Here is a 23,002-nt window from a genome sequence, read left to right as displayed (position 1 = left end):
GCTTGCTAGCCTGTGGGCATGCCAAGCATTGCCGATCGCGTACGAGGCCTGATCGAGGCTTCAGGCCTCAGCCAGCATGCCTTCGCACAGCGGATCGGACTCGACGACTCCAAGATGTCCAAGTCGCTGAGCGGCGCTCGCCGCTTCTCCTCGCTGGACCTGGCGCGGATCGCCGAGGAGTATCGCGTCAGCGTCGACTGGCTCATCAGTGGCGAGGAACCACCATTGGCGGTGGCTGCCAGAACGACCAATGGACTGGCCGGTGAAGCGCTGACCAGTGCTAGACGCTACAGCACAATGCGTAGCGATTTGTCCACTATCGGCTATAGGCAACCTTGGCGGCCCTTCGCCGCGAGTTCTGGCTCAGGCAGCTATAAGGAACGCGGGCAGAGACTCGCCGAGCTGGCGCACGCCAAACTTCGTGAGGCGAATTGCTCAATCTTTGGCGGAGACTTGGCCGCGATGGTTGAAGATGTCTTTGGGGCAGACGTCGCTATTGTTCAACTCGGGGAAGGCTTTGACGGCTTGGCCGTCTCGTCGGAGGAGGTGAAGCTCATCGTGCTTGCGTCCATCCACGTTCCCGCGCGGCAGCGCTTCACCCTGGCGCACGAGCTCGGCCACCTGCTCGCCGGCGATGACCAGGACATCCACCTCGACCGGGATATCTTCGACAAGGCCCAATCGAAGGACCCCACTGAGATGCAGGCGAACTCTTTCGCTTCGGCCCTCCTCATGCCCGAAGACGTGCTTCGTGCCAGGCTGCGACAGGATGGCCTCGACCAGCAGGCCTTCGCCGAGCTGGTCTGCGATCTCCAGGTGAGCCCATCAGCACTCGCCTTCCGGCTGAAGGAGCTCCGCATCATCGACGCGGGCAGGTGCGATCGGTACAAGTCCATGACAGGAGCCGATGCAGCGAAACTCGCCGGTAGGGGCGAATGGTTCGCACGCTTGGTAACCGCAGCTGGCACTCCCCGACCGCCGGGCATTCTGCTCCGTGACACCTACGCTGCCTATGAGACGGGGGCCGCCACACTCCGTCCTTATGCCAACCTCCTGGGTGCCGACGTCGATGAGTTGCGGGACGCGCTGGAGTCAGAGCAGGGGACGCCGAGTGCCCCATGACCACCTACCTGTTCCCCGACAACACGGTCCTATGTAACTTCGCCTGCGTCAACCGGCTGGACCTTTTACGAGCCGCGCTTAACGGACGGGGCCGGTGGACGGAGGCCGTGGCCTTCGAGGCATCCCGGTCTGCTGCCCACGCGCCCGCCCTCACTGCCCTAGGGGCGGACCGCTGCCTCGGCGAGCCCGTCGAAATCGACGACCCGTCCGATGTCCAGAAGATCGAGGCGATCCGTCGCGTCGTTTTCGGCGGCGACGACCATAACCAGCTCAAGCACCTTGGCGAAGCCCAGACCTGCTACATCATTAAGAACTGGACCGAGTTCGCTGGCGCCTGGTGGATCTCCGACGACCGGGACGCCCTGCGGTATGCCCGGTTTCAGGGGATCACCACACGCGAGACCATCGACATCATGAGCATGGTCGTCGCGGACGGCGAGATCGGGGCCGGAGACGCCTTCGATCTCATGCACACCATGTCCAAGGTCCACGACCGCCGTCTCCGGCTGCCCGAGTATGTTCGGGATCTCCAGCGCTGAAAGGAACTCGGATACGACAAGGACGAACATCAAGCCCCGTCGCTTCCAGCCTGGCGAGTTGCCCCATTTCGGGGGTGCCATTCATTCGATCGATCGGTGCGCCTTTTGGTGCCGCTGGCGGTGATCCCCGGGGGGACGGCTGATCGCCCGAGCGATCCGATGACATCAGAAGTGAGTATCCAGTACTGTCCGCGCTCTCCTGATCCGAAAATAAGACATTTTCCAGGCAGGCGGTAGCGAACTCATATGTTCACCGCGGCTATGTTCTCCTAACCAACATGGGCGCCGTTCCCCCCGCAGCATTCCTGACTCCCGCTTGCCTTCCCTCCAAAAGCTGCGCAGGCCCCTCTTGTGCCAAAACTTGCAAACTGGTAGAACTGCCGCATCGCAAGTTTCAAAGTTGGATCAGGGGGTTGCCATGCCGAAGATCGAGGTTGACGACGAGGTCTACAAGGCACTTCAGGACGAAGCCGAGCCCTTCGTGGAGACCACTCCCAACGACGTGCTCCGGCGTGTCCTGCTGGGCACCCCTGACAAGAACAACGACGAGACCGGCGAGGACCCCGACGAGAAGCGTCCCGGAGTGCTTCGGCGCCTGATCGACCAGGGACTTCTCGCGGCCGGCGACAGGCTCGTGTGGGACCGTCCGCGAATCGGCGAGACTCACTACGCGACTGTGCTTGCGGGCGGTTGCATCCGCATCAGCACAGGCGAGGTGTTTACAAAGCCCTCCCCTGCCTGCAAGAAGCTCATCGACCAAGAGACCGACGGGTGGTCGGCGTGGCACCGGGAAAGCAACAATCGGTCCCTTAAGGATCTTCGGAGCGAACTGAAGTAATTGAGTCGGCGAGGCGATGTCAGAGGCCCGCTTCCGGCCCTTCAAGTGTTCCTCGCGGCCATGAACTAATACGGGACACATGCGGGATGATCTTCGTCAGGCTGGGGCCTGCGCGAGGTGTTCGCACAGCTCAAACCATGTGAGCCCGTCTGACGGCCACCACCGTCCTAAGCGGTGCTGTACAGCAAATGCCATACAGCAACACCGCCACGCAGCGCCAACATTGGTCGTACGGCTGCGCACGTTCGATCTGGAGGACCGGGCCGTCCGTGGTCGTGGGTCTGTTCGACTCGGAGACCCGCCGTGCAGGGCCCGGTGGACTCTGGTCCGCCTGACCTTCATAGGGACTTACGACCGAATGAGCGCACACAAGGCATGGTGGGCGTGCCGCGAACCCACAAGCCACGGCCGGAGGCAACTCCGCCTAAAAGCGACAGGTGAATTGCCCCGGGTTTCGTGGCGACCCTAAAGCCAGCATGATCTTGCTGGCGGAAGAGAGAATGTCGCGATGCCAGCCCCCAGGAAGTATCCCCAAGAATTCCGCGAGCGCGCGGTGCGGCCGGCTCCATCGTTTCAGCTCAGCTTAGAATGCGGCGGCGAGGTCGATTTATCCTGATTCGGAGTGGATTTGCTGGACTTGCGATAGCCTCATCTGCCATCGCCTCCCGCTTGAACCTGGAGTTCGACACATGCTCTCTATCGGTACCGGGCTTTCCCTCAGTGTCGCCATTATCGCGTCGGGAGTAGTCGGACTCGCTGCCGCCCCGGCCGAAGCAGTGACCACTCCGGCATGCGCCATCGGCACTTGGCATCTCGACCGCAAGGCAACCAACACGACGGTGGATGGAGAGAAGGACTGGACCAAGCGTTCCGGCGCGACCGGCGTCAAGCTCACCATTGGCAAGAAGTATGCCGTTTACTCCTTCACTGGGTCGACGCGGGAGTACGCCACTGGTGTCACGAACGGCGAGCAGTTCGCCTGGAGCGTCGCCTACAAAGGAAACCTGAGGGTCAAACTCAACCTGAATGGATCCGCTAGGGGATTCATTAAATTGGACGGTAGATCGGCCAGCGGAAACGCTACTTCCCAGTCTGTCAGCACCGAACCACGGCCTCGTACTGATCCCGTCCGCTCTGTCGTCAAGGACCTCAAGAAAGGTCACGCTGACAGCATGGTGCCCGCGGGAGCGAAGTTCACATGCTCAAGGAAACAGCTGGTCATGCGAGAGGAATACGACATGTTGGGATACAAGTTCACTAACACCCTCACGTTCCGCCGCATAAAGTAAATTCATGTAAATGCGCACCCGGCAGATATCCGCGTCCTCGAACACAGACGAGAGGACCTCATCATCGAAGTTAGAGGAGGCGGCGACCGATGAAGAAGATCGACGGAGTTGCAAAATCCGTCCGCGAAATCCTCAAGGGGAATAAGTATTCCATCGACTATTACCAGCGTGAATACAAATGGGAGTCCAAGCAGCTGTCCGAACTCGTCAACGACCTCACGTCCAAGTTCGACGAGGCGTGGGATCCTTCCCATGCCCGCAAGGAAGTCGAGAAATATCCCTACTACTTCCTCGGCTCTATCATTATCTCCGAGAAGGATGGTGAACCATTTGTCGTCGACGGCCAGCAACGCCTCACCAGCCTGACGCTTCTACTCACATACCTGCGACGACTCCAACACGAGCGCGACAACCAGGTGTCGATCGACGAACTGATCTTTTCGGAGAAGTATGGCGAGAAGTCCTTCAACCTCGACGTTCCGGATCGGGTGGACTGTATGGAGGCGCTCTACGAAAAGGGCACGTACGACCCTCCGGCCGATGCGCCGGAGTCGGTGCTCACCTTGGTCGAGCGGTATGAGGACCTAGACGTGGTCTTCCCTGAGGAGCTCAGAAACGAGGCTCTTCCCTTCTTTATCGACTGGCTGCAGAATCGCGTCCAGATCGTGCAGATCACCGCGTACGCCGATGACGACGCCTACACGATCTTCGAGACTATGAACGACCGTGGCCTTAAGCTCACGCCAGCGGACATGCTCAAGGGTTACTTGCTCGCTAACATCGAAGATGGGAAGCCGAGGCTCAAGGCCAACGATCTGTGGAGGAAGCGGCTGCGGACGCTCAACGAGCGGTCTGACGACGCTGACGCGGATTTCCTGAAGACCTGGTTGCGGAGTCAGTACTCCACCAAGATCCGCGAACGCAAGAAGGCTGCCCAGCCCGAGGACTGGGACCGCATCGGCACGGAATTTCACCGCTGGCTACGCGGAGACCACGAACGCGTCGGCCTAACGACTCGCGAGGACTTCTACGGCTTCGTCGTGAAGGAATTCGACTTCTATAGCCAGCAGTATCTGCGCATCGTCAAAGCCTCGAATGAGAGTATCAATATCGATTCGGGACTGCGGCACATCCGCTACAACGCCGACCACGGCTTCACGTTGCAGGATCAACTGCTGCTGGCTCCGCTTAACCCAGATGACGACAAGAAGGCGATCGATCTCAAACTGGAAATTGTCGGTCGCTACATCGACATCCTGCTGGCTTGGCGCATCTGGAACTTCCGGAGCACCGCTTACTCGACGATGCAGTACGCGATGTTCAATGTGATGCGGGGAATTCGACGGCTCTCCGTGACTGACCTGGCCGAACGGTTGCATGAGCAACTAGGCAAGGAAAATGAGACTTTCGATAACAACAACAATCTGTACCTGCACCAGCAAAACCGCTCGCAGCTGCACCGGATCTTGGCGCGCATTACGGACTTTGTCGCAGTGGAGTCTGGTGAGACATCCAAGTACGACGAGCTAACCAACAACCAGAAGGTACGCTACGAGGTGGAGCATATCTGGGCCGATCACTATGGCCAGCACCGCGATGAATTCGCGCATGAAGCTGATTTCGACCGGCATCGTAACCGGATCGGTGACCTGATTCTCCTGCCCAAGTCGTTCAACGCTAGCTACGGGGACAACTCCTACGAGGTTAAGCTGCCGCATTATTTCGGACAGAACATCCTTGCCAAGTCGCTGAACCCCCAGTGCTACAAAAATCATTCCGGCTTCGTGAAATTCGTCAAGGACAGCGGTCTGGCCTTCCGCCCACACGAGGCGTTCAAGGCAGCCGACGTCGTCGAGCGCGGCCAGCTCTACCGCGAGATCGCGAAGCAAATCTGGAATCCGGAAGACCTGCTGGCTGTGGCTGCAGGCGGCAACTGGTGATCATTGATCTCGCGCCGTACCCAGTGATGAGAGAGCGCGATCCGTGGGTAGCACGCTCGGCGTTCTCCATGCCGGAGATCTTCTCGCTCATGAGTACAGCTCGATGATCGGGGAGCTATCCCGGAGGTTCCGGTGCCGGCTGGTGTCATTCTGGCGGGTTCGCTTCAATTCCCTAAACGCCGGCGGCCCGCCTTCAGACGTGAATCGCTCCGGGCAGCGAACCTGCGGTGAGGACTCAAGATCCACCACATTCCGGGCAGCGGGAAGATGCAGGATTCTTGACGACACGTCTCACGCGATTGCGTGGGCTGTCCATCCAGGTATATCCACAACTGCTGCATCCCCATTCACACTCGCCTCGATACGTAGTTCCTATCCACTCCAGCGTTCGACGAGGGTCTTCGATACAGGAACGAAACTGTGCTCCTAGTTCCGGATAACACTCCTGAATACTCTTAGTCGGAGTAACCAAAGAGCCTGCACGACTTTCCGATTGGCACTTCCGGCATCCTGTCTTTCGCTTCCCGGCTCGCGAACTGACTGCTGTTTTCCATTCATGGGAGCGCTTTGCGCACCGCCATAAGCAAATATCGTGAGCTCCAGGAGAGAGCCAATCTAGACCAATCCCATCACGGGTCAGGTTCGAGACAAACTCCTGAGCAAGGTGCGGAGCCACACTTGCGGCGCTCGGCTCTGGCGGTTGCGCTCCAGATTCCACCCATGCAATGAAAGCCTTTCCGAGAGCCCGAGAAACTTCTATTTGGTTTAGATTATTCCACTGGATGCCGCGCCTTTTGAGCTCTAGAGAGAGCGCTAGGGCCCAGTCCCACGGCTTCTTGCCGAGAACTTCAATGGATTTCCCGATAACGGGTTCCACTTCGAGATTTCTTATTCTCAAAATGTCGAATTCGGACTGAAGTAAAATGCGCTGCTTGCGCTCGTCCCGTTTTGAATCCTGATGCCAATTATGGGGGTCAAGTTCGACCGCTAGGTTAATTTCGGGGAATAGCAGATCTACTACACCAGTCTTCCCCCCACCCACTACAGGGACATGGAGCTTAAATTCGAGATCAGTAGCCGCCTCAATCAAATCGCCGACTTCGTACTCTAACCGGGATTCACGCCCGCCTTTCCGGCCCTTCATGCACGTGTGGCATCCGCGTCCAGTCGTTCGTTTATTGACCACCGCCTTCCATTCGTGACCTAATGGACATATCCAAACACAGAGATCAGTGCTACTTGGCTTCAGAGATTCGGGACCGAATCCGGGATGTGTAAGATTCCTTACGAATTGCTTAGCTATCCATCCATGCAAATCGGCCAATGAATTTCCAGGGTCAGCCGTCCTCCATTGTTCGTCTCGGCAATCACGACACCCTTTCTTTCCGGCTATTCTGGCATTTACCCTTGCTGGCCACGTATGTCCTTTCTTGCACTCCCAGAAGCACCAATCATTACTGCCCGGCTTCAATCTGTCTGGACCAAGTCCGGGCTCTGCAATATTCTCAATAAACCGGGAAGCAATATCCGGATGAAGATGTTTTAGGGATTCCTCTGGCTTTGCGATTCTCTGCCTTTTAATTCGACAAGGATCGCAGCCAATCCCCAGGATCGCCTTGGCTCGTACTGTTTGACGCCCAATATGCCCCTCATCGCATTTCCATGAGCAGATGTCGCCGCTGCCAGGCATAAGCTTTTGGGGTCCGAATCCCGGGTGTTTGAGGTTCTCGACGAACTGAGCGGCTATCGCTGGGTACAGGTCAGCCAGAGCCTGCCCAGGCGCCGCTGTGCGCCGACGCTCGTTGGAATCGGCCCGCGCGTTCTTCGTCATACCAGGAAGATTCGCATAGGGTACTGACAAAATTCAGCCCTGATGGCACGAGGCAGTGGTCTCGTACAGCCTCGCGCTCTTCGACCTGGACAACACCCTCATCTTGTGGACTTAACAACCCATGGCTGCCGCGCCAAGTCCAGGGCTCGGGCCTGGCGGCGGCCCTACGCTCCAGTTCGACAGTGCCGTCAGATGACGGTTCTCGCTGTTCAAATTCGGACAGATTGTCCGGCTGCCGCTCCGTCAAGACCGAGCGTCGACGGGCCAGGGCGAGTATCGACCGCCGGCCACTCTGGCCCGGGGTTGGCGGATACGGAAAAGGACGGCGAGGAGCGAGCAGACGCGGCGTAGGTGCGGAATGATCAGCGGCGACACAGTTAGATCAGACGCGTTAGGCCAGGTCAGTGAGGGAAAGAACCGCCGCCGTCCGTGGTTTCCTAAACCTGGTGTCGTAGGTTCGATTCCTACCGGGGGCACCCACCGCCAACCAGCACTGTTCGCCCGCGAGCAAAGATTGCCACAAAAGCGCCCCGCCGCAGGTCACTCCCCTTCCCGTTAGCGTCTTACAAGGCAGCGCCCCACACGACCCGCTCGCGCGAGGCAATCGGCTTCGCCCCCGACGGTCAACCTGCCGACCATTGTGATCGTCCTGGCGATCGGCCGGAACACGGCACTCTGGTCACTCAAGGCACTGCGCAAGGACTCGTCCGCAGGCCACAGAGCAGCGGTGGCGCCCGCTATCACAGGGCCGATTCGACCTGACCCGACCTTGATCCACTCTCGGCACCGTCCGCCGCAGAGCTCCCTCGGTTCCTCCGACCTTGCACGACAAGGTAGACAGACAACGCCACCATGACGGCCGCTCCCGCCCACATGGCCTGCTGCCATCCGTCCACAAACGACTCGCGAGCGGCCTGGACGATCTGTGCCGCGTGCGGGCCGGCGCTACCCGACACCTCGACGGCGTTGGCGACCCCTTCCCTGGCGACCTCCGCAACCTCCCCGGGCACACCGGACAGTTTGCCGTCGATCGCGCCGCGATACCCGGCGGACAGGAGCGCGCCCAGCAAGGCGACACCCAGGGCTGTGCCAAATTCGCGAGTGATGTCGTTGAGCGCGGAGGCGACCCCCTGTCTTTCCTGCGGCAAGGAGCTGGTGATGGCCTCGGTGGAGGGTGTCATCGACAGGCCCATGCCAAGCCCCATGGCGACCAGCCCCGGCAGGATCGACAGGTAGCCGCCCTCCACCGAGACGAACAGCCCCATGAACACCAGTCCCACGCCGGCCAGCATGACGCCGGTGGTCATGGTCGCGCGGGCGCCGATGCGGTCGGCCAGTTTGGCCGCGAGGCCGGAGGCGAGCATCATCGAGATCGCCATGGGCATCAGGGCCGCCGTCGACACCAGGCCCGACCACCCGAGCACGGCCTGGAAGAACGGGAACAGCACCACGCCGATGCCCGCCTGGACGCCGAAGACCACGAGCAACGTGAGCGAGCCGCCCGCCAGGCCGCGTTCCCGGAACAGGCGCACGTCCAGCAGGGAGGCGTCGCGGCGGCGCAGTTCCCAGATCACGAACGCCATGCCGGCGACGAGGCCGACGGCGAGGCTGGTCGACGTCTCGGGGGCGGTCCAGCCGCGTTCGGGGCCCTCTTGCAGCACGAAGATTAGGCCGACTACGGCGATGGTGGAGAGCAGCGTGCCGACGGTGTCGAAAGGGTGAGCCGAGCGTTCGCGGGAGTTGGGCACCGACTTCGCCGTCATCACGAGCGCCACGACGATCAGCGTGGTGGGGAGCGCGAACAGCCAGCGCCAGTCGGCGATGTCGACCAGGACGGCGGAGAGGAACATGCCCAGGATGCCGCCGCCTCCCGCGACGGCCGTCCACACTCCGATGGCCTTGGCGCGGCGTTCCTCGGGGAAGGTGGAGGTGATGACGGCCAGGGTGATCGGCATGATCATCGCGGCGCCAACTCCGCTGAGTCCACGGGCCGCGATCATGACCTCCGCGGTCGGGGACAGTGCCGCCACCACGTTCGCGATGCCGAACAACGTGAGTCCGGCGGTCAGCATGGGCTTGCGGCCCAGGCGGTCACCGATCGCGCCGAGCGGCAGCAGCAGGGCGGCCAGGGTCAGGGTGTAGATGTTGATGATCCAGAGAATCGTGCCCAGGGAGACCTGGAAGTCGACGGCCATGTGGGTCTGCGCGACGTTGAGGCCCGAGACCGAGGCGACGACGGCCATCAACGAGATGGACACCGAGACGAGGATGGTGCGCAACTGACGCGCGTCCGGTGTTTCGGGCTGGTTTGTGCTCATCGGTTCCTCTCAGAAGGGCATGGGAGATCACGGCGCCGGGCGGTGCCCGGACGCCGGAAGGCAATGAGTTGATGTACGTGGCCGTGCGGCGGACGTTCGAACTGTGGCGACCGGTTCCGGCTGCCGAGGTCGCCGTTGCCGTCCACGACGACGGCGCAGCGGAGGTTCGGGGCTTGTGGCAACCGGGTCGGAGGCGTTCTGCGGAGATCGCCGTACCGTCCAGGACGACGGCGCGGCGGAGGTTCGGGCTTGTGGCAACCGGGTCGAAGGCGTTGCTGCGGAGACCGCCGTACCGTCCAGGACGACGGCGCGGCGGAGGTTCGGGCTTGTGGCAACCGGGTCGAAGGCGTTGCTGCGGAGACCGCCGTACCGTCCAGGACGACGGCGCGGCGGAGGTTCGGACTGTGGCGGCCAGGTCGGGGCGTTGCTGCGGGGCTCGCCGTTGCCGTCCACGACGACGCGGCGGAGGTTCGGGCTGTGGCGGCCGGGTCGGGGTGTTGCTGCGGAGATCGCCGTTGCCGTCCACGACGATGACGCGGTCAGGGCATCCGAGCAGCGGCGCACCGTTCAGTCGGTGCCTTCGCCGATCACGCCGGTCAGTGCGTCGTTCGTGTACGTGAAATTTGCCTTGGCATCTCCCTTCTCTCATGCGGGACCGAGGTCGTTCCGGCACCGGCTGCTACGACTCTAAGCATGATTTGCGCCTCTGACATAACATCTTGCCTATGACGCAAGAAGAAGGGGCGCTGGAGAGCCTCGTACGCAAACGCATCCGGGCACTGCGGGTCGCGCAGGGCCTGTCTCTGGACGAACTCGCCAAGCGCGTCCATCTGGGCCAATCATCGCTGAGCCGCATCGAGAACGGTCAGCGCCGCCTGGCGCTGGACCAGCTCGTCGCGCTGGCCCACGCCCTGGACACCACCCTCGATCAGCTGGTCGAGAACACGGCGGATGATGTCGTCATCAGTCCGGTGAACCACGGCGCTCACGGCCTGAGCTGGCCGATGAAGGGCGATCCGGCCATGAGTGTCATGCGCCGGCGGTTCACCGAGCCACCACCGGACAGTCCCGCCAAGATGCGCGCCCATCCCGGCAGGGAGTGGCTTGTCGTGTTGTCCGGCACCGCGATTCTGCTGCTCGGCGACCGCCGCTTCCGCGTCGAGACCAATCGTGCCGCCGAGTTTCCGACGATGATGCCGCACGCCATCGGCGCGGAAGGCCGCCCGTGCGAGGTCATGTTCGTCTTCGACCGGGACGCCCGTCGCGGACATCGCGAGACCGACGACCCAGCGGACAGCGGCTCATGACGGCGTCACTTGCCTCCCCAGCATCGCAGGAGTCCACTTTCTTGCTCGGTACGCATGAACATATGCACCAAAGGCATAGCACTTCTATCGTCGCAGCATGACGCACACGCATGCCCAGCACCAGGATCACCACCACGACGCGGACGGCGCGCAGGCGGAGATCCTCGAACTGGACGCGGAAGTCCTGGCGGAGCACACCGCCGACATCATCAGGTGGTTGCCCCTGCACGGCGACCCGCGCCGGTTCGTCGACCTGGCCTCGGGCACCGGAGCCGGCACGTTCGCCCTCCTCGATCAGTTCCCCGAGGCGCATGTCACCGCCGTCGACGCCTCGCCCGGCCACCTAAGACGGCTCGGCGAGAAGGCGTGCGCCCGCGGGGTGGACGGGCAGGTGCGCACGGTGCTCGCCAATCTCGACGACGCCACCTGGCCTGACCTCGGCACCCCCGACCTCGTGTGGGCCTCCGGCTCCATGCATCACATGGCCGACCCCGGACACGCCCTGCGCTCCGTCCACGACCTGCTCGCGCCCGGCGGCCTGTTCGCCGTGGTCGAGATGGCCGGACTTCCCCGCTTTCTGCCCGCGACGGCACCCGCCGACCGGCCCGGCCTGGAAGACCGTCTCCACGCCGCGGGCGACCGGCTCCACGCCCGGCACCTTCCCCACCGCGGCGCCGACTGGGGACTGATGCTCACCGCCGCCGGGTTCACGGTGGAGGGCGAGCTCATCGTCGACGTGGACGTCACGGCCGCCGGCAACGCGGCGATCGGCCAGTATGCCCTCGGTGTGCTGCGACGCGTTCGTGGCGCGGTCGCGGCCGAGCTCGACCCCGGCGACCTCGTCGCGCTCGACCGGCTGCTCGACGTCGACGGCCCGCACAGCCTCCTGCGGCGTGACGACCTCGCGGTCCGCACCAGGCGTTCGGTCTGGGCCGCACGCCGCACCTGAGGAGAAGGGCCGCTCGGGGCACGCCTATAAGGGCCTCTCAGTTGGTAGACGATCGCCGAGGTAGCCGATCCAGATGTTGCCGCTGGTGCCGCCGCGGGCCGGGAAGCCGACGGCGCGCAGCTTGATGTGGGCCTCCATGAGGCTCTTTCCGGCGGGATGGACCTCGGTGGTGACGGGAAAGGTCCGTGGTTCGCTGTATTTGGCCGTGCTGGTCACCGACGCCGATTCGCGCGTGGAGAGCATGCCGCGTGAGATGACCCGACGGCCGGGCGGTTCTGAGCGCAGCAATCGTGGAAGCCGCCCGTGAAATCACCGGAACGGCGGACAGCGGGCGAAACGGCTTAGCGCGGGATACGCGTGGTCGAGGCGGACGGCGGTTGGCTGGGTGTCACCCACGACCAGGTGGGGACAGCCGGGAACGCGTTGCCTTGCTGGAAGAGCCCTCTGGGGTCGCCTGACCATAGACCGGGTGACTGGACTCGGTCAGGACCCCCTCCAGCCGCCGGACCCGCCCGGCCAGAGCTCGGAGGTCAGAAGCTCAAGATGATCTCGGTGGCGGCCTGCATGCCTGACGGCGGCTCACCGTCGTCCGGTATGGAGATCACTGGCGTTGCGTCGAGCCAGCCGGCTGCTGGTCACTCGGCATGAAGCGGCCCCCGCCGTTCGAATGCCTCATGGCTGGTCCGCAGATCCGCCAGGGCCGACCGGAAGGCGGCCAGCTTGGCCCGCAGGGTGACGAGTCGCTCTTCGTTCCTTGTGGTCTGGGTCAGGTGGGTCTCCATCTGACGGGCGAGCCCCGCGATGTCTTCGGCGAGCTCGGCCATCGCCTCCTGGTGATTCTTGAGGACTCCCTGGATCAGCTGCTCGCGTCGGTGCTCCCGGTCACGCTCGCCGGAGGCCATCACGTAGCGGGCGCCCTGATGGACGGCGATCCCGAGAAGCACCACGGTGCCGATGCCGGTGACCATCGCGCTCAGGCCCAGCAGGCCGCCGAACCCCAGGGCCGCCAGACCCGAGGTGATTCCCGCTCCGCTGAGGCCGGAGACACTTCCGGCAAGACTGATCGCGGCGATCGGGACGCCGAACGCGGCCGCCTTGGCGGCGATGTCCTTGGTGGTGGTCTCAAGCTGGCTGGTCGTGATTTTGCCGGAGGCGAAGTCCTCTTCGGCGACCACGATTCGTTCGGTCGTCTGGACGACCTCCTCAGCCGACTCGGCGAACACGAGTCTCGCGACCAGCACGATCTGCTCCCGCTCGACGTCCGCGGCATGCCCGTCAGCACGCGAGATGCGCACCAGATCGCGTATCAGCACCGCGAACACCGGCTCACGCCGATCCGGCTCAAGGAGGTCGTGCAACTCCCCGGCCAGTTCCACCGTGGCATCGTGTCGCGCGCCGGTCATCTCACCGCGCAGCTTCGACCGTGCTTCCCCGTCGAGGCCGATCGTCGATGCGAACAAGTACAGATTGGCGATCTCGCGAGGATCGAGGACGCCGTCGGCCTGTGCCAGGCTCACCAGCACCCGGCAATAGAGCAACTTCGCGTCGGCACTGAGAGCGGACAGGTCAGCGGAATCGGTGTCGTCGGGGGACGAACGCGCCGACAGGTTGTCCTTGACTTCTGCGGCCTTCGCCCTGACGTGCTCGGCGGACTGCCGCATTTTCTCCTCGGCCTCGCCCGCGGCATCCGCGACAAGCTTCCTCGCGGCGCTCGTGCTGTCGGCGAGTATCCGTCCAGCCGCGTCGGCGACGTTCTTCAGCTGCCCAAACCCAACTTTACGAGGGTCCATCGCCATCCCTTTGAACGTCTTTTGGCGGAAGGTTATCGGTAAGTACCGACAAGGCGCCGTTTTTCCGAAAGGGACGAACAAAAAACCGGAATTGCGCACCGGCATATCAGATAAACGCGTGCTGACGTTTTTCGACCAGGAAAACTCAGGGCGTGTACGGCGGCGCGACCCCCCACCCCCAGCGCGGCACCGGCGCCTTGGCCGGCGGTGTCGCGCCCGGTGCGGAGTTCTCCACGGCCAGGCGGGTGCCCCACTCGATGTAACTCGCGAACGCGGCCCGGAACTCGGGGTCGCCCGGCAGGCCGACCTCGTCCGCGGCGTCCATCAGCAGGCTCACCCACCGGCGGCGCTGCGCCTCCTTGATGTGCTTGCCCAGGTGCTGGGCCAGCATGTGCGGGTAACCACCGCGCTCGCGCGTGTAGCGGTCGGGGCCGCCGAAGACCTCGCTCAGCCACATCGCCACGAACCTCGGATGTTCCGCGTCCATGTGGGCGAAGATCGGTGCGAGCAGGTCATCTCTGATCACGTTGCCGTAGAAGACCTCGGTGAGCCGTTCGAAGGCCTCGCTTCCGCCCGCCCAGTCGTACAGCGTGGGTTCGGTCTTGGTGATCACCTGCTCGTAGTGGCGCATCTCCTCGATGTCGGCCACATATGGCCTGATCTCGGCGAAGAACTCCCGGAAGCGCTCGCTGTGCCGGAAACCCTCCAGGTGATCCCGCGCCGAGGTCCATTCGATGCGCAGGATGAAACACTCCGGCTCGTCGACGCGGCGTGACAACTCGAAGTCCAGACACTCCGGCGCCGCTCCGAGGGGTACGGCGGCGCGACGGTAGGCGGCCTCGAATCCCTCCGGGTCTGGCACTCGATACCGAACGTACTCAACGATCACGATTGCCTCCGTAATCATGTAATCATCCGGTCGAGACCCAGATCAACCCGAAGACCCCGACCAGGCGTCGAGCAGGCAATTCGATTGGGTGTACGACGATCTGTGCCTATCCTTCTCGAGTGGCACTGCGGTTCGAGACTCGCCCGTCCGACTCCCCATGGGTCGACTCCGTCTGGACCTGCACCAGCGAACACGTCACCGAGATGACCTCGGTGGCCACCCCCTGCTGGGGCCTGGTGTTCTGGCAGCGCGAAGGCGCCGCGTACGTGAGCGTCACCGGCCCGGAAACGAGAACAGGCACCGCCCCCGTCCCCGAAGGCGCGACGTTCGTCGGCATCCAGTTCGCCGTGGGCACCTCGTTGCGGGCCGTGCCCACGCCCGAGCTCCTCGACCGTGGTCTCGAACTCCCCGACGTCACGCACAGAAGCTTTCAGTGGGACGGTCTCCGCTGGGAGACCCCGGGTCCCGACGACGCCGAGGCTCTCGTCGAGCGGCTGGTGCGCGCCGGAGCGATCGTCCGTGACCCGCTCGTGGCCGAGGTTCTCCGAGGTGGCCGGCCGGACGTGTCGGGGCGCACGGTCGAACGGCGGTTCCGGGCGGCGACCGGGTTCACCCAGGGTGCCGTGCGGCAGATCGAGCGGGTTCGCACGGCCGCGGCGTTATTGGCCGCCGACACCACGGCCGCCGAGGTCGTCGCCAAGCTCGACTACTTCGACGAGCCGCACCTCGCGCGGGCGCTGCGGCGATATGTCGGGCGGACGGCGCGGCAGCTGCGCGAGGGGGGCGGTGGAGCGATCGCGCTGGATCTCGATCAGCCGACCACGTCGTAGATCATCTTGACGACGCCGTTCGAGTAGGGCTCGGCGGTGCGCAGCTTGAGGGTGCGCTTGTCGTTGTCGGCCCGGCTGAACAGGCTCTTGCCGGCACCGAGCAGCACCGGGAAGACGAGCAGGTTGTAGCGGTCGATCAGGCCGGCCTCGGACAGGCGGCGGGCGAGTTCGGCGCTTCCGTGGATGAAGATCGCGCCGCCTTCGCCCTTCTTGAGCTCGGCGACGTCTTCGGTCGAGCGCAGGATGGTGATCTGACCCCAGTCGCCGACGAGGGCGTCGTCGGAGAGTGTGGAGGAGACCACGTACTTGGGCAGCTCCTTGTAGGAGGCGTGGTCGTCGGAGCCGGGCCAGACCGGCGCGAACGCCTCGTAGCTGTTGCGGCCGAACATCAGCGCCGTCGTGTCGGCGAGCTCCTCGCCCTTGAGCGAGAACGCCTCGGGGACGAACTCGATGTCCTTGACCACCCAGCCGCCGTTGCGGTGCCCTTCGGCCGGTCCGCCCGGGGAGTCGAGAACGCCGTCGAGCGAGACGAACCCGGTGTAGACCAACTCACGCATGTGCTGTGCTCCTCATTGCCGGGCGACGGGGCCGCCGCATGGACCAACGGGTTAAGGCCTCGCCCATGTTAGAAGATCCCGCAAGGGCCGTCTTGTACGGAAACGACGGCCCGAAAACCGCTCAGCGGGCGTTCGCCCAGATCACTCCGTCGTGGCCGGAAGGCGCCGTACCGACCGCCCAGATCGAGCGGCTCTCCACCTGGATCGCGAGGTCACGCACCACCTGCTTCGACGGCGCGGGGAAGGCGCCCGGCTCCACGCTCTCGGTGCCGATGTGCAGGTAGGCGCTGCCGCCGCCCTTGGCGGGGTAGACGATCCAGGCCCCGCCTCGGCCGTCGGGTTCCGCCTGGGCACGCGGCTGGACGCCGGGTCCGGCGTGCACCTCGTACTGGAACCCGCCCAGGTATCCGGTCAGCAGCAGGGTCTCACCGCAGTAGGAGGACCCGCCGCACGGCCAGGCGACCCACCCCACGGCCATCACCCTGGCGGTCTCGCCGTCGACGGCCACGTCCGTCAGCTCCGAGATCTGCCCCGGGTGGGCGGCCGGGATCGCCGGGAGCGCCACCGCGCGCCAGGCCGTGCCGGTCCAGCGGGCCAGGGCCGCCTTGCCGCGCGCCGAGCCCGCCGCCCACTTGCCGTCGAGGCCCTTGACGACGATGGGCGTCGGGACCTTGCGCCACGTCGATCCGGTCAGGCGGCGCAGCGTGGACCGGGCCTTCCATCCGGCCGCGCCGGCTGCGGGGAAGGTGTTGGCGTTCTCGACGACCCACAGGTTCGCGCCGATGGAGTACGCCCGGTCCACCCGGCCGTGGGTCCACGGCTTGACCTGCCAGCGCTTGCCGTTCCACCGGGCGTACTTCGACGTGCCGAACGCCCACACCCTGGTGTCGGACGCCGAGGCCAGCCGCTTCACCCGGAAGCCGGGCCCGGTGACCCGTTTGAACGTCGAGCGGCCCTTCAGCAGGAGCGACTCGGTGCCGTTCCGCGTCCCGGCCACCCAGACGGCTCCGCCCGGCGTGACCGTCACAGCGTCGTAGGTGTCACGGCGGTCCTGGCGGATCACCTTCCACCACTGGTCGGCCGGCGCCGCGGCGGCCGCCGGTTCCGCGGCGACGAACACGGCGACGGCCGCGGCGGTGACACGAAGGAGAATGCCCATAAAGGTGAGACGCGCCGCCGGGTGAGGAAGTTGGCACGCCCTCACCGCCGCCGGGTGACCAGGGTGAGCGCGGCCAGGACCGTGATGAACCCCATGCCGTAGATCGTGGTCAGCACCGAGGGCCGACCCCGCCGCCGACGCCGACGCCGTGGGCGATGAGGCTCCGGGTCAGCAGCAGGATCAGCAGGAGCCCGGTGATGACACGAAGGGTCATGACTGCTTCAGCGCCATCCCGCCCAGGGCCAGCGCGACCAGCCCCAGCACGAGCGCCACCAGCCCGCCGACGATGCCCGCTCCGGTGCCGGGCCCGCCCTCGGCGACGGCGACGACCCACCCGCCGCCGACGACCCCCACCGCCCCGGCCGCCAGTGCGATGACCGCCCGCCGCCGGACGAAGCGGAAGAGGGCCATTCCGCCGAATCCCACTCCGGCCAATGCCACGAGCGCCGCGACCAACGACACCACGCGCCCGCTGGTGAGGCCGTAGACCGGCGCGACCTCGGCGACCATGATCGGGACTGACATGTGACACGCTCCTCCGACGACGAACTGGATGTGCCGGATCATGTCCGTGGAAACCACCTCCTGTCGTCCGCCCCCCGCAGGCCACCCGCCCTGCCGCCGACGCCTGGGAAACCGGTGCGAATACCGCGGACGCCGTAGTCCCCGGTCATCCGCCCGCAGGAGTCGCCACCGGCGGCGACCGGGTTAGGGTGCGCCCATGGACACACGGCGGGCCGCGGTCGTCGACGGGGCGATCGCCGTCTGCGTCGCGACGGCGCTGCTCGTCACCGGGTTGCCGGAGCAGGACGCGGCCGGTGTCGGCTACGTCCCGCTGGTGGCGGGCGGGCTCGCGCTGGTCGCACGCCGCCGCGCGCCCGTCGCCGTGCTGGTCGCCACGGGGGTGTGCGCGGTCGGCTACCAGGCGGCGGGTTTCGACGTCCCGGCCGTCGCCTTCCTGTTCGCCGTGTACGCCGCCGTCCGGGCCGGGCACCGCGTCGTCACCGTGGTCGCCAGTGTGCTGATGCTGGCCGCGCTCCCCCTCGCGGCCCTGGCCTCGGGGCTCCACGACACGGGCGAGGCCTTCGCCCAGGCGCGGGGCGCGCTCGAACTGGCCTGGCTGGTCGCGGCGGGAGCCGCGGGTGAGGCGTTGCGGCAGGCCGAGCGGCGGGCCGACGAGGCGGAACGCACCCGGGAGGAGACGGCGCGGCGGCGGGCCGACCAGGAGCGGCTGCACATCGCGCGGGAGTTGCACGACTCGCTCACCCACCAGATCTCGGTCATCAAGCTCCAGGCCGAGGTGGCCGTGCACGTCGCGCGCAAACGCGGGGAGCCGGTGCCCGAGGCGCTGCTGGTGATCCGGGACGCCGGTCGTGAGGCGGCGCGGGAACTGCGCGCGACGCTGGAGGCGCTGCGCGACGACGGGAAGAGTCCGCCGCGCGGGCTCGACGACGTGCCGGAACTGGTGGAACGCGCACGCACGACGGGCCTGGACGCACGGCTCACGATCGAGGGGCGGCGGGCCGACGTGCCGGCGGCGGTGGGGCGGACGGCCTACCGGATCGTCCAGGAGTCGCTGACCAACGTCGCCCGGCACGCCGCCGCGGCGACCGCGTCGGTGCGCATCGACTACCGGCCCGGGGCCCTGGTCATCCAGGTCGACGACGACGGCCGGGCGACGCCCGGCGCCGCGCCGGTGCACGGGGTCGGGCTGCTCGGCATGCGCGAGCGGGTGACCGCGCTCGGCGGGCGGCTGCGCGCGGAACCGCGGGGCGGCGGGGGTTTCACCGTCGAGGCCGAGCTGCCCGTGGACGAGACGTCGTGATCCGGGTGCTGCTGGTCGACGACCAGCCGCTGCTGCGCGGCGGGTTCCGGGCGCTGCTCGACCTGGAAGACGACATCGAGGTCGTCGGCGAGGCCGGTGACGGGCTGGCCGGGCTCGCGCTGACCAGGGAGTTCGTGCCCGACATCGTGCTGATCGACATTCAGATGCCGGTCCTGGACGGTATCGAGGCGACGCGGCGCATCGCCGCCGACCCCGCCCTGGCGGGGGTGCACGTCGTGATCCTGACCAACTACGGCTTCGACGAGCACGTCTTCGCCGCCCTGCGCGCCGGGGCGGCCGGGTTCCTCGTCAAGGACATCGTGCCGGAGGACTTCCTGCACGCCGTGCGGGTGGCCGCCCGGGGTGACGCGCTGCTGGCCCCTTCGATCACCAGAAAGCTGATCGACAACTACGTCACCCAGCCGCTCCCGGCCGGCGGGTCCGACGCGCTGGCGGAGCTGACCAACCGGGAACGCGAGGCGGTCGTGCTGGTCGCGCGGGGCCTGTCGAACGACCAGATCGCCGAACGCATGGCGATCAGCCCGATGACCGCCAAGACCCACGTCAACCGGGCCATGACCAAGCTGCGCGCCCGCGACCGCGCCCAGCTCGTGATCCTCGCCTACGAGTCGGGGCTGGTCGCCCCGCGCGGGCCTCAGCCGCCGATCCGGTCGGCGTAGTCGCGGGCGAACTCGGCGAAGGTGCGGCCCGGCCGTCCGGTCACGGCGGTGAACGTGGGCGTGGTGAAGTCGCCCCAGCCCGCGTCGTAGGCCTTGAGGTATTCGGTGGTGACGGCCGCGTCCCACTCCTTCATCCCGGCGTCCAGCAGCACCGGGTAGGCGTCGTCGGGGCGGACCGGCCGGTAGTCGAGCGGGCCGCCGGACACCTCGGCGAGCGTGCCGGTCACGTCGCGCAGCCGGAGCGACTCCGGCCCGGTGAGGGTGTAGGTCTGCCCGTGGTGCGGAGCCGGGTCGCGCAGGACCGTGGCGGCGAAATCGGCGATGTCGCGCACGTCGATCATGCCGACCCGGCCCTCCCCCGGCGCCCCGTAGAAGGTGCCGCCGTTGACCGAGCCGAGAATGTTCTGCATGAAGTACGCCGGGCGGACGACCGTCCAGCCGAGGCCGGAGGCCGCGAGTTCGAGGTCCGACAGGGCGTGCAGCCGGCCGTTGCGGGTCGGGGCGTCGTGTCCCGCGCCGATGGCCGACATGCGGACGACGTGGCGAACCCCCGCCTGCCGGGCCGCCCACACCGCGTTGCTGCTCGCATGGGTGGCGTCGGCTCCCATGGCGGTGAGCAGCCACACCTTGTCGACGCCCTTGAAGGCCGGTTCGAGCGTCTCGGGGTGGTGCAGGTCGCCGACCGCCACCTCGACGCCGGCGGGCGCCCTGTCTCGGTCGCGCACCAGAACGCGCAGGTCATCGATGCCCTGAAGCGAGTTCAGCACCTCCTTGGAGACGGTGCCGGTGGCTCCGGTGATCAGAATGGTCATCGCGATCTCCCCCTGTGTCCCTGCGGATGTCGTCCCCGACAATATAGTAAGAAATAGTGACGGTCAAAATTAGTGACTAAATTGGAGGCCTGCGGTGCGACGGAGTGAGCGCAAGCGGGAGCGGCCCGACCTCGGGATCCTGGCCGGCCGCACGCTGTTCGGCCTGCAGAAGGAGCTGTTCACCCGCCTGTCCACGATGGGCCATGCAGAGGTCAGGCCGCGGCACGGCGCCGTGCTGGCCTACCTCGACGCCGAGGGCAGCCGCGCCTCCGACCTGGCCGCGCAGTCGGGCCAGCACAAGCAGGTGATCGGCACCCTGGTCGACGAACTGGTGGCTCTGGGGTACGTCGAACGCCGCCCCGACCCGGCCGACCGCCGGGCCAAGCTGGTCGTGCCCACCGAGCTGGGCCTCGACCACATGGAGAAGTCGGACGCCGTCCTCGTCGAGATGGAGGCCGAGCACGCGCGCGCCGTCGGCGAGGAGGCGTACGCGGAGTTCAAGCGGGTCTTCCAGCTCGTCGCCGAACGCCAGACGGGCGTCCGGTAGCGTCCCGTGCCATGTCCTCCTTAACAGCACGGGCCCTCGGCGCGATCACCCTCGCCGCCGTGGCCCTCGCACCCGCCGTCCCGGCGAACGCCGACCGTGATCTCGAGGTCAAGGTCACGGTCATGGCGAGTTCCGACATCCACGGAAACGCCCTCAACTGGGACTACTTCAAGAACGCCGAATACGACGACAGCGCCCACAACGACGTCGGCCTGGCCAAGATCTCCACCCTGGTCAACCAGATCCGCGCGGACCGGGGCAAGGACCGGACCCTGCTCTTCGACTCCGGCGACACCATCCAGGGCACGCCCTTGGCCTACTACTACGCCAAAGTGGAACCGATCACCGAAACCCGTGAGACCCACCCGATCGCCAAGGCCATGAACGCCATCGGGTACGACGCGGTGACCCTCGGCAACCACGAGTTCAACTACGGCATCCCCCTGCTGGCCAGGTGGGTCAAGCAGATGAAAGCGCCGGTGCTGGCCGCCAACGCCGTCTCGGCGAAGGACGGCAAGCCCGCCTACGAGCCCTACATCATCAAGACGATGAAGGTCCGGGGCGTGGAGAGCCCGATCAAGGTCGGTGTGCTCGGGCTGACCAACCCGGGCAGCGCCATCTGGGACAAGGCCAACGTCGAGGGCAAGTTGAGGTTCCTCGACCTGGTCGAGACGGCCAGGAAGTATGTGCCGATCATGCGCGGCAAGGGGGCCGACGTCGTGCTCGTCACGGCCCACGCCGGTGACAACGGGCTGTCGTCCTACGGCACGGAGCTTCCGGTCGAGAACGCCTCGGCGATGGTCGCCGAGCAGGTGCCGGGCATCGACGCCGTCCTGTTCGGGCACGCCCACAACGACGTGCCGCAGCGCTTCGTCACCAACAAGGTCACCGGCGAGCAGGTGCTGCTGACCGAGCCGGGGCGCTGGGGGCAGCGTCTGTCGGTCGTCGACTTCACCCTCACCAAGAAGCGGAGAGCGTGGGAGGTCACCGCGAAGGCCTCGACCACGCTGAACGCCAACACGGTCCCCGAGGACCCGAAGATCGTCGAGCTGATGAAGGAACAGCACGACACGACGGTCGGCTACGTCAACCAGGTCGTCGCGCAGTCGAAGGAGCAACTGGCGGCGGTGGAGTCCCCCTACAAGGACACCCCGATCCTCGACTACATCCAGAAGGTCCAGACCGACGTCGTCACCCAGGCCATCGCGGGCACGCCCGACGCGGCGCTGCCCGTGTTGTCGATCGCGGCGCCGTTCAGCCGGAGCGCGGTGTTCCCCGCCGGGCCGGTGAGCGTGCGCGACATGGCGGGCCTGTACGTCTACGACAACACCCTGCTCGGCATCAGGATGACCGGCGCCCAGGTGAAGGACTTCCTGGAGTACTCCGCCAAGTACTTCGCGCAGGTCGCTCCCGGAGCGCCGATCGACCTGGGCACGCTGACCAACGCCGGCGGCACGCCCGACTACAACTACGACCAGCTCGCGGGCGTCGACTACGACGTCGACATCTCGCAGCCGGTCGGGTCGCGCATCGTCGGCCTGAGCCATGACGGCCGCCCGGTCACCCCCGACCAGCAGTTCGTGGTGGCGATCAACAACTACCGTCAGTCGGGCGGCGGCGGCTTCCCGCACGTCACCACGGCCCCCGTGGTCTACAACGGGCAGGTCGAGATCCGCCAGGCGCTGATCGACGCGGCGACGGCGTCGGGCACGATCGACCCGGCCGCGTTCGCCGACGTCAACTGGAGGCTGGTGCGCGCGGGCGTGCCCGTGTTCTAGGC

The 23,002-nt window shown here is 65.7% G+C and carries 21 protein-coding genes and 1 tRNA gene; 13 read left to right on the top strand and 9 right to left on the bottom strand.

Annotated features, from left to right (window positions below; genetic code table 11):
- The first annotated feature begins 18 nt into the window (after positions 1–18).
- From QSK34_RS33225 to QSK34_RS33205, 5 genes are all read left to right on the top strand, one after another.
- A complete protein-coding gene (locus QSK34_RS33225) occupies positions 19–1,122 on the top strand; it encodes a helix-turn-helix domain-containing protein (RefSeq protein WP_285590101.1) in 1,104 nt (367 codons plus the stop codon).
- Positions 1,119–1,661, top strand: a complete 543-nt coding sequence (locus tag QSK34_RS33220; protein ID WP_285590098.1) for a hypothetical protein — start codon at positions 1,119–1,121, stop codon at positions 1,659–1,661. Before QSK34_RS33225 ends, QSK34_RS33220 begins: the two co-directional genes overlap by 4 nt.
- Before the next feature lie 418 nt (positions 1,662–2,079).
- Positions 2,080–2,499, top strand: a complete 420-nt coding sequence (locus tag QSK34_RS33215) for a restriction system modified-DNA reader domain-containing protein (protein ID WP_285590096.1) — start codon at positions 2,080–2,082, stop codon at positions 2,497–2,499.
- 689 nt (positions 2,500–3,188) lie between these two features.
- Positions 3,189–3,788, top strand: a complete 600-nt coding sequence (locus tag QSK34_RS33210) for a hypothetical protein (RefSeq protein ID WP_285590094.1) — start codon at positions 3,189–3,191, stop codon at positions 3,786–3,788.
- An 89-nt stretch (positions 3,789–3,877) separates the two neighbouring features.
- Complete coding sequence (locus QSK34_RS33205) at positions 3,878–5,728, top strand: DUF262 domain-containing protein (RefSeq protein ID WP_285590092.1); 1,851 nt, start codon at positions 3,878–3,880, stop codon at positions 5,726–5,728.
- A 235-nt stretch (positions 5,729–5,963) separates the two neighbouring features.
- On the opposite strand, the gene QSK34_RS37865 is transcribed toward QSK34_RS33205, so the two are convergent.
- Complete coding sequence (locus QSK34_RS37865; RefSeq protein ID WP_353051467.1) at positions 5,964–7,418, bottom strand: zinc-ribbon domain-containing protein; 1,455 nt, start codon at positions 7,416–7,418, stop codon at positions 5,964–5,966.
- 536 nt (positions 7,419–7,954) lie between these two features.
- Here QSK34_RS37865 and QSK34_RS33200 point away from each other — a divergent pair.
- A tRNA-Arg gene (locus tag QSK34_RS33200) sits at positions 7,955–8,035 on the top strand.
- 264 nt (positions 8,036–8,299) lie between these two features.
- On the opposite strand, the gene QSK34_RS33195 is transcribed toward QSK34_RS33200, so the two are convergent.
- Entirely contained in the window at positions 8,300–9,817 is a 1,518-nt protein-coding gene (locus tag QSK34_RS33195; RefSeq protein ID WP_285590090.1) for an MFS transporter, read from the bottom strand.
- 785 nt (positions 9,818–10,602) lie between these two features.
- Between QSK34_RS33195 and QSK34_RS33190 the strand changes: the two genes are divergently transcribed.
- Both QSK34_RS33190 and QSK34_RS33185 read left to right on the top strand, forming a co-directional pair.
- Positions 10,603–11,184, top strand: coding sequence for a helix-turn-helix domain-containing protein (locus QSK34_RS33190; protein WP_285590088.1), 582 nt, complete (start codon positions 10,603–10,605; stop codon positions 11,182–11,184).
- 97 nt (positions 11,185–11,281) lie between these two features.
- Positions 11,282–12,133, top strand: coding sequence for a class I SAM-dependent methyltransferase (locus QSK34_RS33185; RefSeq protein WP_285590086.1), 852 nt, complete (start codon positions 11,282–11,284; stop codon positions 12,131–12,133).
- A gap of 24 nt (positions 12,134–12,157) precedes the next feature.
- Here the strand turns inward: QSK34_RS33185 and QSK34_RS33180 are convergent, their stop codons facing one another.
- The 3 genes from QSK34_RS33180 to QSK34_RS33170 all read right to left on the bottom strand — a co-directional run bounded on the left by QSK34_RS33180 (position 12,158) and on the right by QSK34_RS33170 (position 14,785).
- Positions 12,158–12,376 carry a hypothetical protein gene (locus QSK34_RS33180; protein WP_285590084.1) on the bottom strand — a complete coding sequence of 73 codons (219 nt, stop codon included), beginning with the start codon at positions 12,374–12,376 and terminating at the stop codon, positions 12,158–12,160.
- Positions 12,377–12,768: 392 nt separating this feature from the next.
- On the bottom strand, positions 12,769–13,929 hold the full coding sequence (locus tag QSK34_RS33175; protein ID WP_285590082.1) for a TerB family tellurite resistance protein: 1,161 nt from the start codon (positions 13,927–13,929) through the stop codon (positions 12,769–12,771).
- Between the two features lie 139 nt (positions 13,930–14,068).
- Entirely contained in the window at positions 14,069–14,785 is a 717-nt protein-coding gene (locus QSK34_RS33170; RefSeq protein ID WP_285590080.1) for a group II truncated hemoglobin, read from the bottom strand.
- A 146-nt stretch (positions 14,786–14,931) separates the two neighbouring features.
- On the opposite strand from QSK34_RS33170, the gene QSK34_RS33165 reads away from it, so the two are divergent.
- The gene (locus QSK34_RS33165) at positions 14,932–15,642 is read left to right on the top strand and encodes a helix-turn-helix domain-containing protein (protein WP_285590077.1); all 711 of its coding nucleotides are present in this window, start codon (positions 14,932–14,934) and stop codon (positions 15,640–15,642) included.
- On the opposite strand, the gene QSK34_RS33160 is transcribed toward QSK34_RS33165, so the two are convergent.
- The 3 genes from QSK34_RS33160 to QSK34_RS33150 form a co-directional block, all read right to left on the bottom strand.
- Entirely contained in the window at positions 15,624–16,199 is a 576-nt protein-coding gene (locus tag QSK34_RS33160) for a dihydrofolate reductase family protein (protein WP_285590075.1), read from the bottom strand. The two genes, QSK34_RS33165 and QSK34_RS33160, sit on opposite strands and share 19 nt — an antisense overlap.
- A gap of 121 nt (positions 16,200–16,320) precedes the next feature.
- Positions 16,321–17,358 carry a hypothetical protein gene (locus tag QSK34_RS33155; protein ID WP_285590072.1) on the bottom strand — a complete coding sequence of 346 codons (1,038 nt, stop codon included), beginning with the start codon at positions 17,356–17,358 and terminating at the stop codon, positions 16,321–16,323.
- A 210-nt stretch (positions 17,359–17,568) separates the two neighbouring features.
- Positions 17,569–17,883 (bottom strand): DUF6223 family protein, encoded by a 315-nt coding sequence (locus QSK34_RS33150; protein ID WP_285590071.1) that lies wholly within the window; start codon positions 17,881–17,883, stop codon positions 17,569–17,571.
- A gap of 196 nt (positions 17,884–18,079) precedes the next feature.
- Between QSK34_RS33150 and QSK34_RS33145 the strand changes: the two genes are divergently transcribed.
- Positions 18,080–19,183 carry a sensor histidine kinase gene (locus tag QSK34_RS33145; RefSeq protein WP_285590070.1) on the top strand — a complete coding sequence of 368 codons (1,104 nt, stop codon included), beginning with the start codon at positions 18,080–18,082 and terminating at the stop codon, positions 19,181–19,183.
- Entirely contained in the window at positions 19,180–19,863 is a 684-nt protein-coding gene (locus QSK34_RS33140; RefSeq protein ID WP_285590069.1) for a response regulator, read from the top strand. Before QSK34_RS33145 ends, QSK34_RS33140 begins: the two co-directional genes overlap by 4 nt.
- Here QSK34_RS33140 and QSK34_RS33135 read toward each other — a convergent pair.
- A complete protein-coding gene (locus QSK34_RS33135; RefSeq protein WP_285590067.1) occupies positions 19,839–20,675 on the bottom strand; it encodes an SDR family oxidoreductase in 837 nt (278 codons plus the stop codon). The genes QSK34_RS33140 and QSK34_RS33135 overlap by 25 nt on opposite strands.
- Positions 20,676–20,769: 94 nt before the next feature.
- Between QSK34_RS33135 and QSK34_RS33130 the strand changes: the two genes are divergently transcribed.
- Positions 20,770–21,222 (top strand): MarR family winged helix-turn-helix transcriptional regulator, encoded by a 453-nt coding sequence (locus tag QSK34_RS33130; RefSeq protein ID WP_285590066.1) that lies wholly within the window; start codon positions 20,770–20,772, stop codon positions 21,220–21,222.
- 11 nt (positions 21,223–21,233) lie between these two features.
- On the top strand, positions 21,234–23,000 hold the full coding sequence (locus QSK34_RS33125; protein WP_285590065.1) for a bifunctional metallophosphatase/5'-nucleotidase: 1,767 nt from the start codon (positions 21,234–21,236) through the stop codon (positions 22,998–23,000).
- Positions 23,001–23,002: the final 2 nt, after the last annotated feature.

The sequence above is a fragment of the Herbidospora sp. NBRC 101105 genome, from assembly GCF_030269205.1.
In the GTDB taxonomy this organism is placed as follows: domain Bacteria; phylum Actinomycetota; class Actinomycetes; order Streptosporangiales; family Streptosporangiaceae; genus Herbidospora; species Herbidospora solisilvae.
This window is presented reverse-complemented; position numbering and strand designations above follow the sequence as displayed.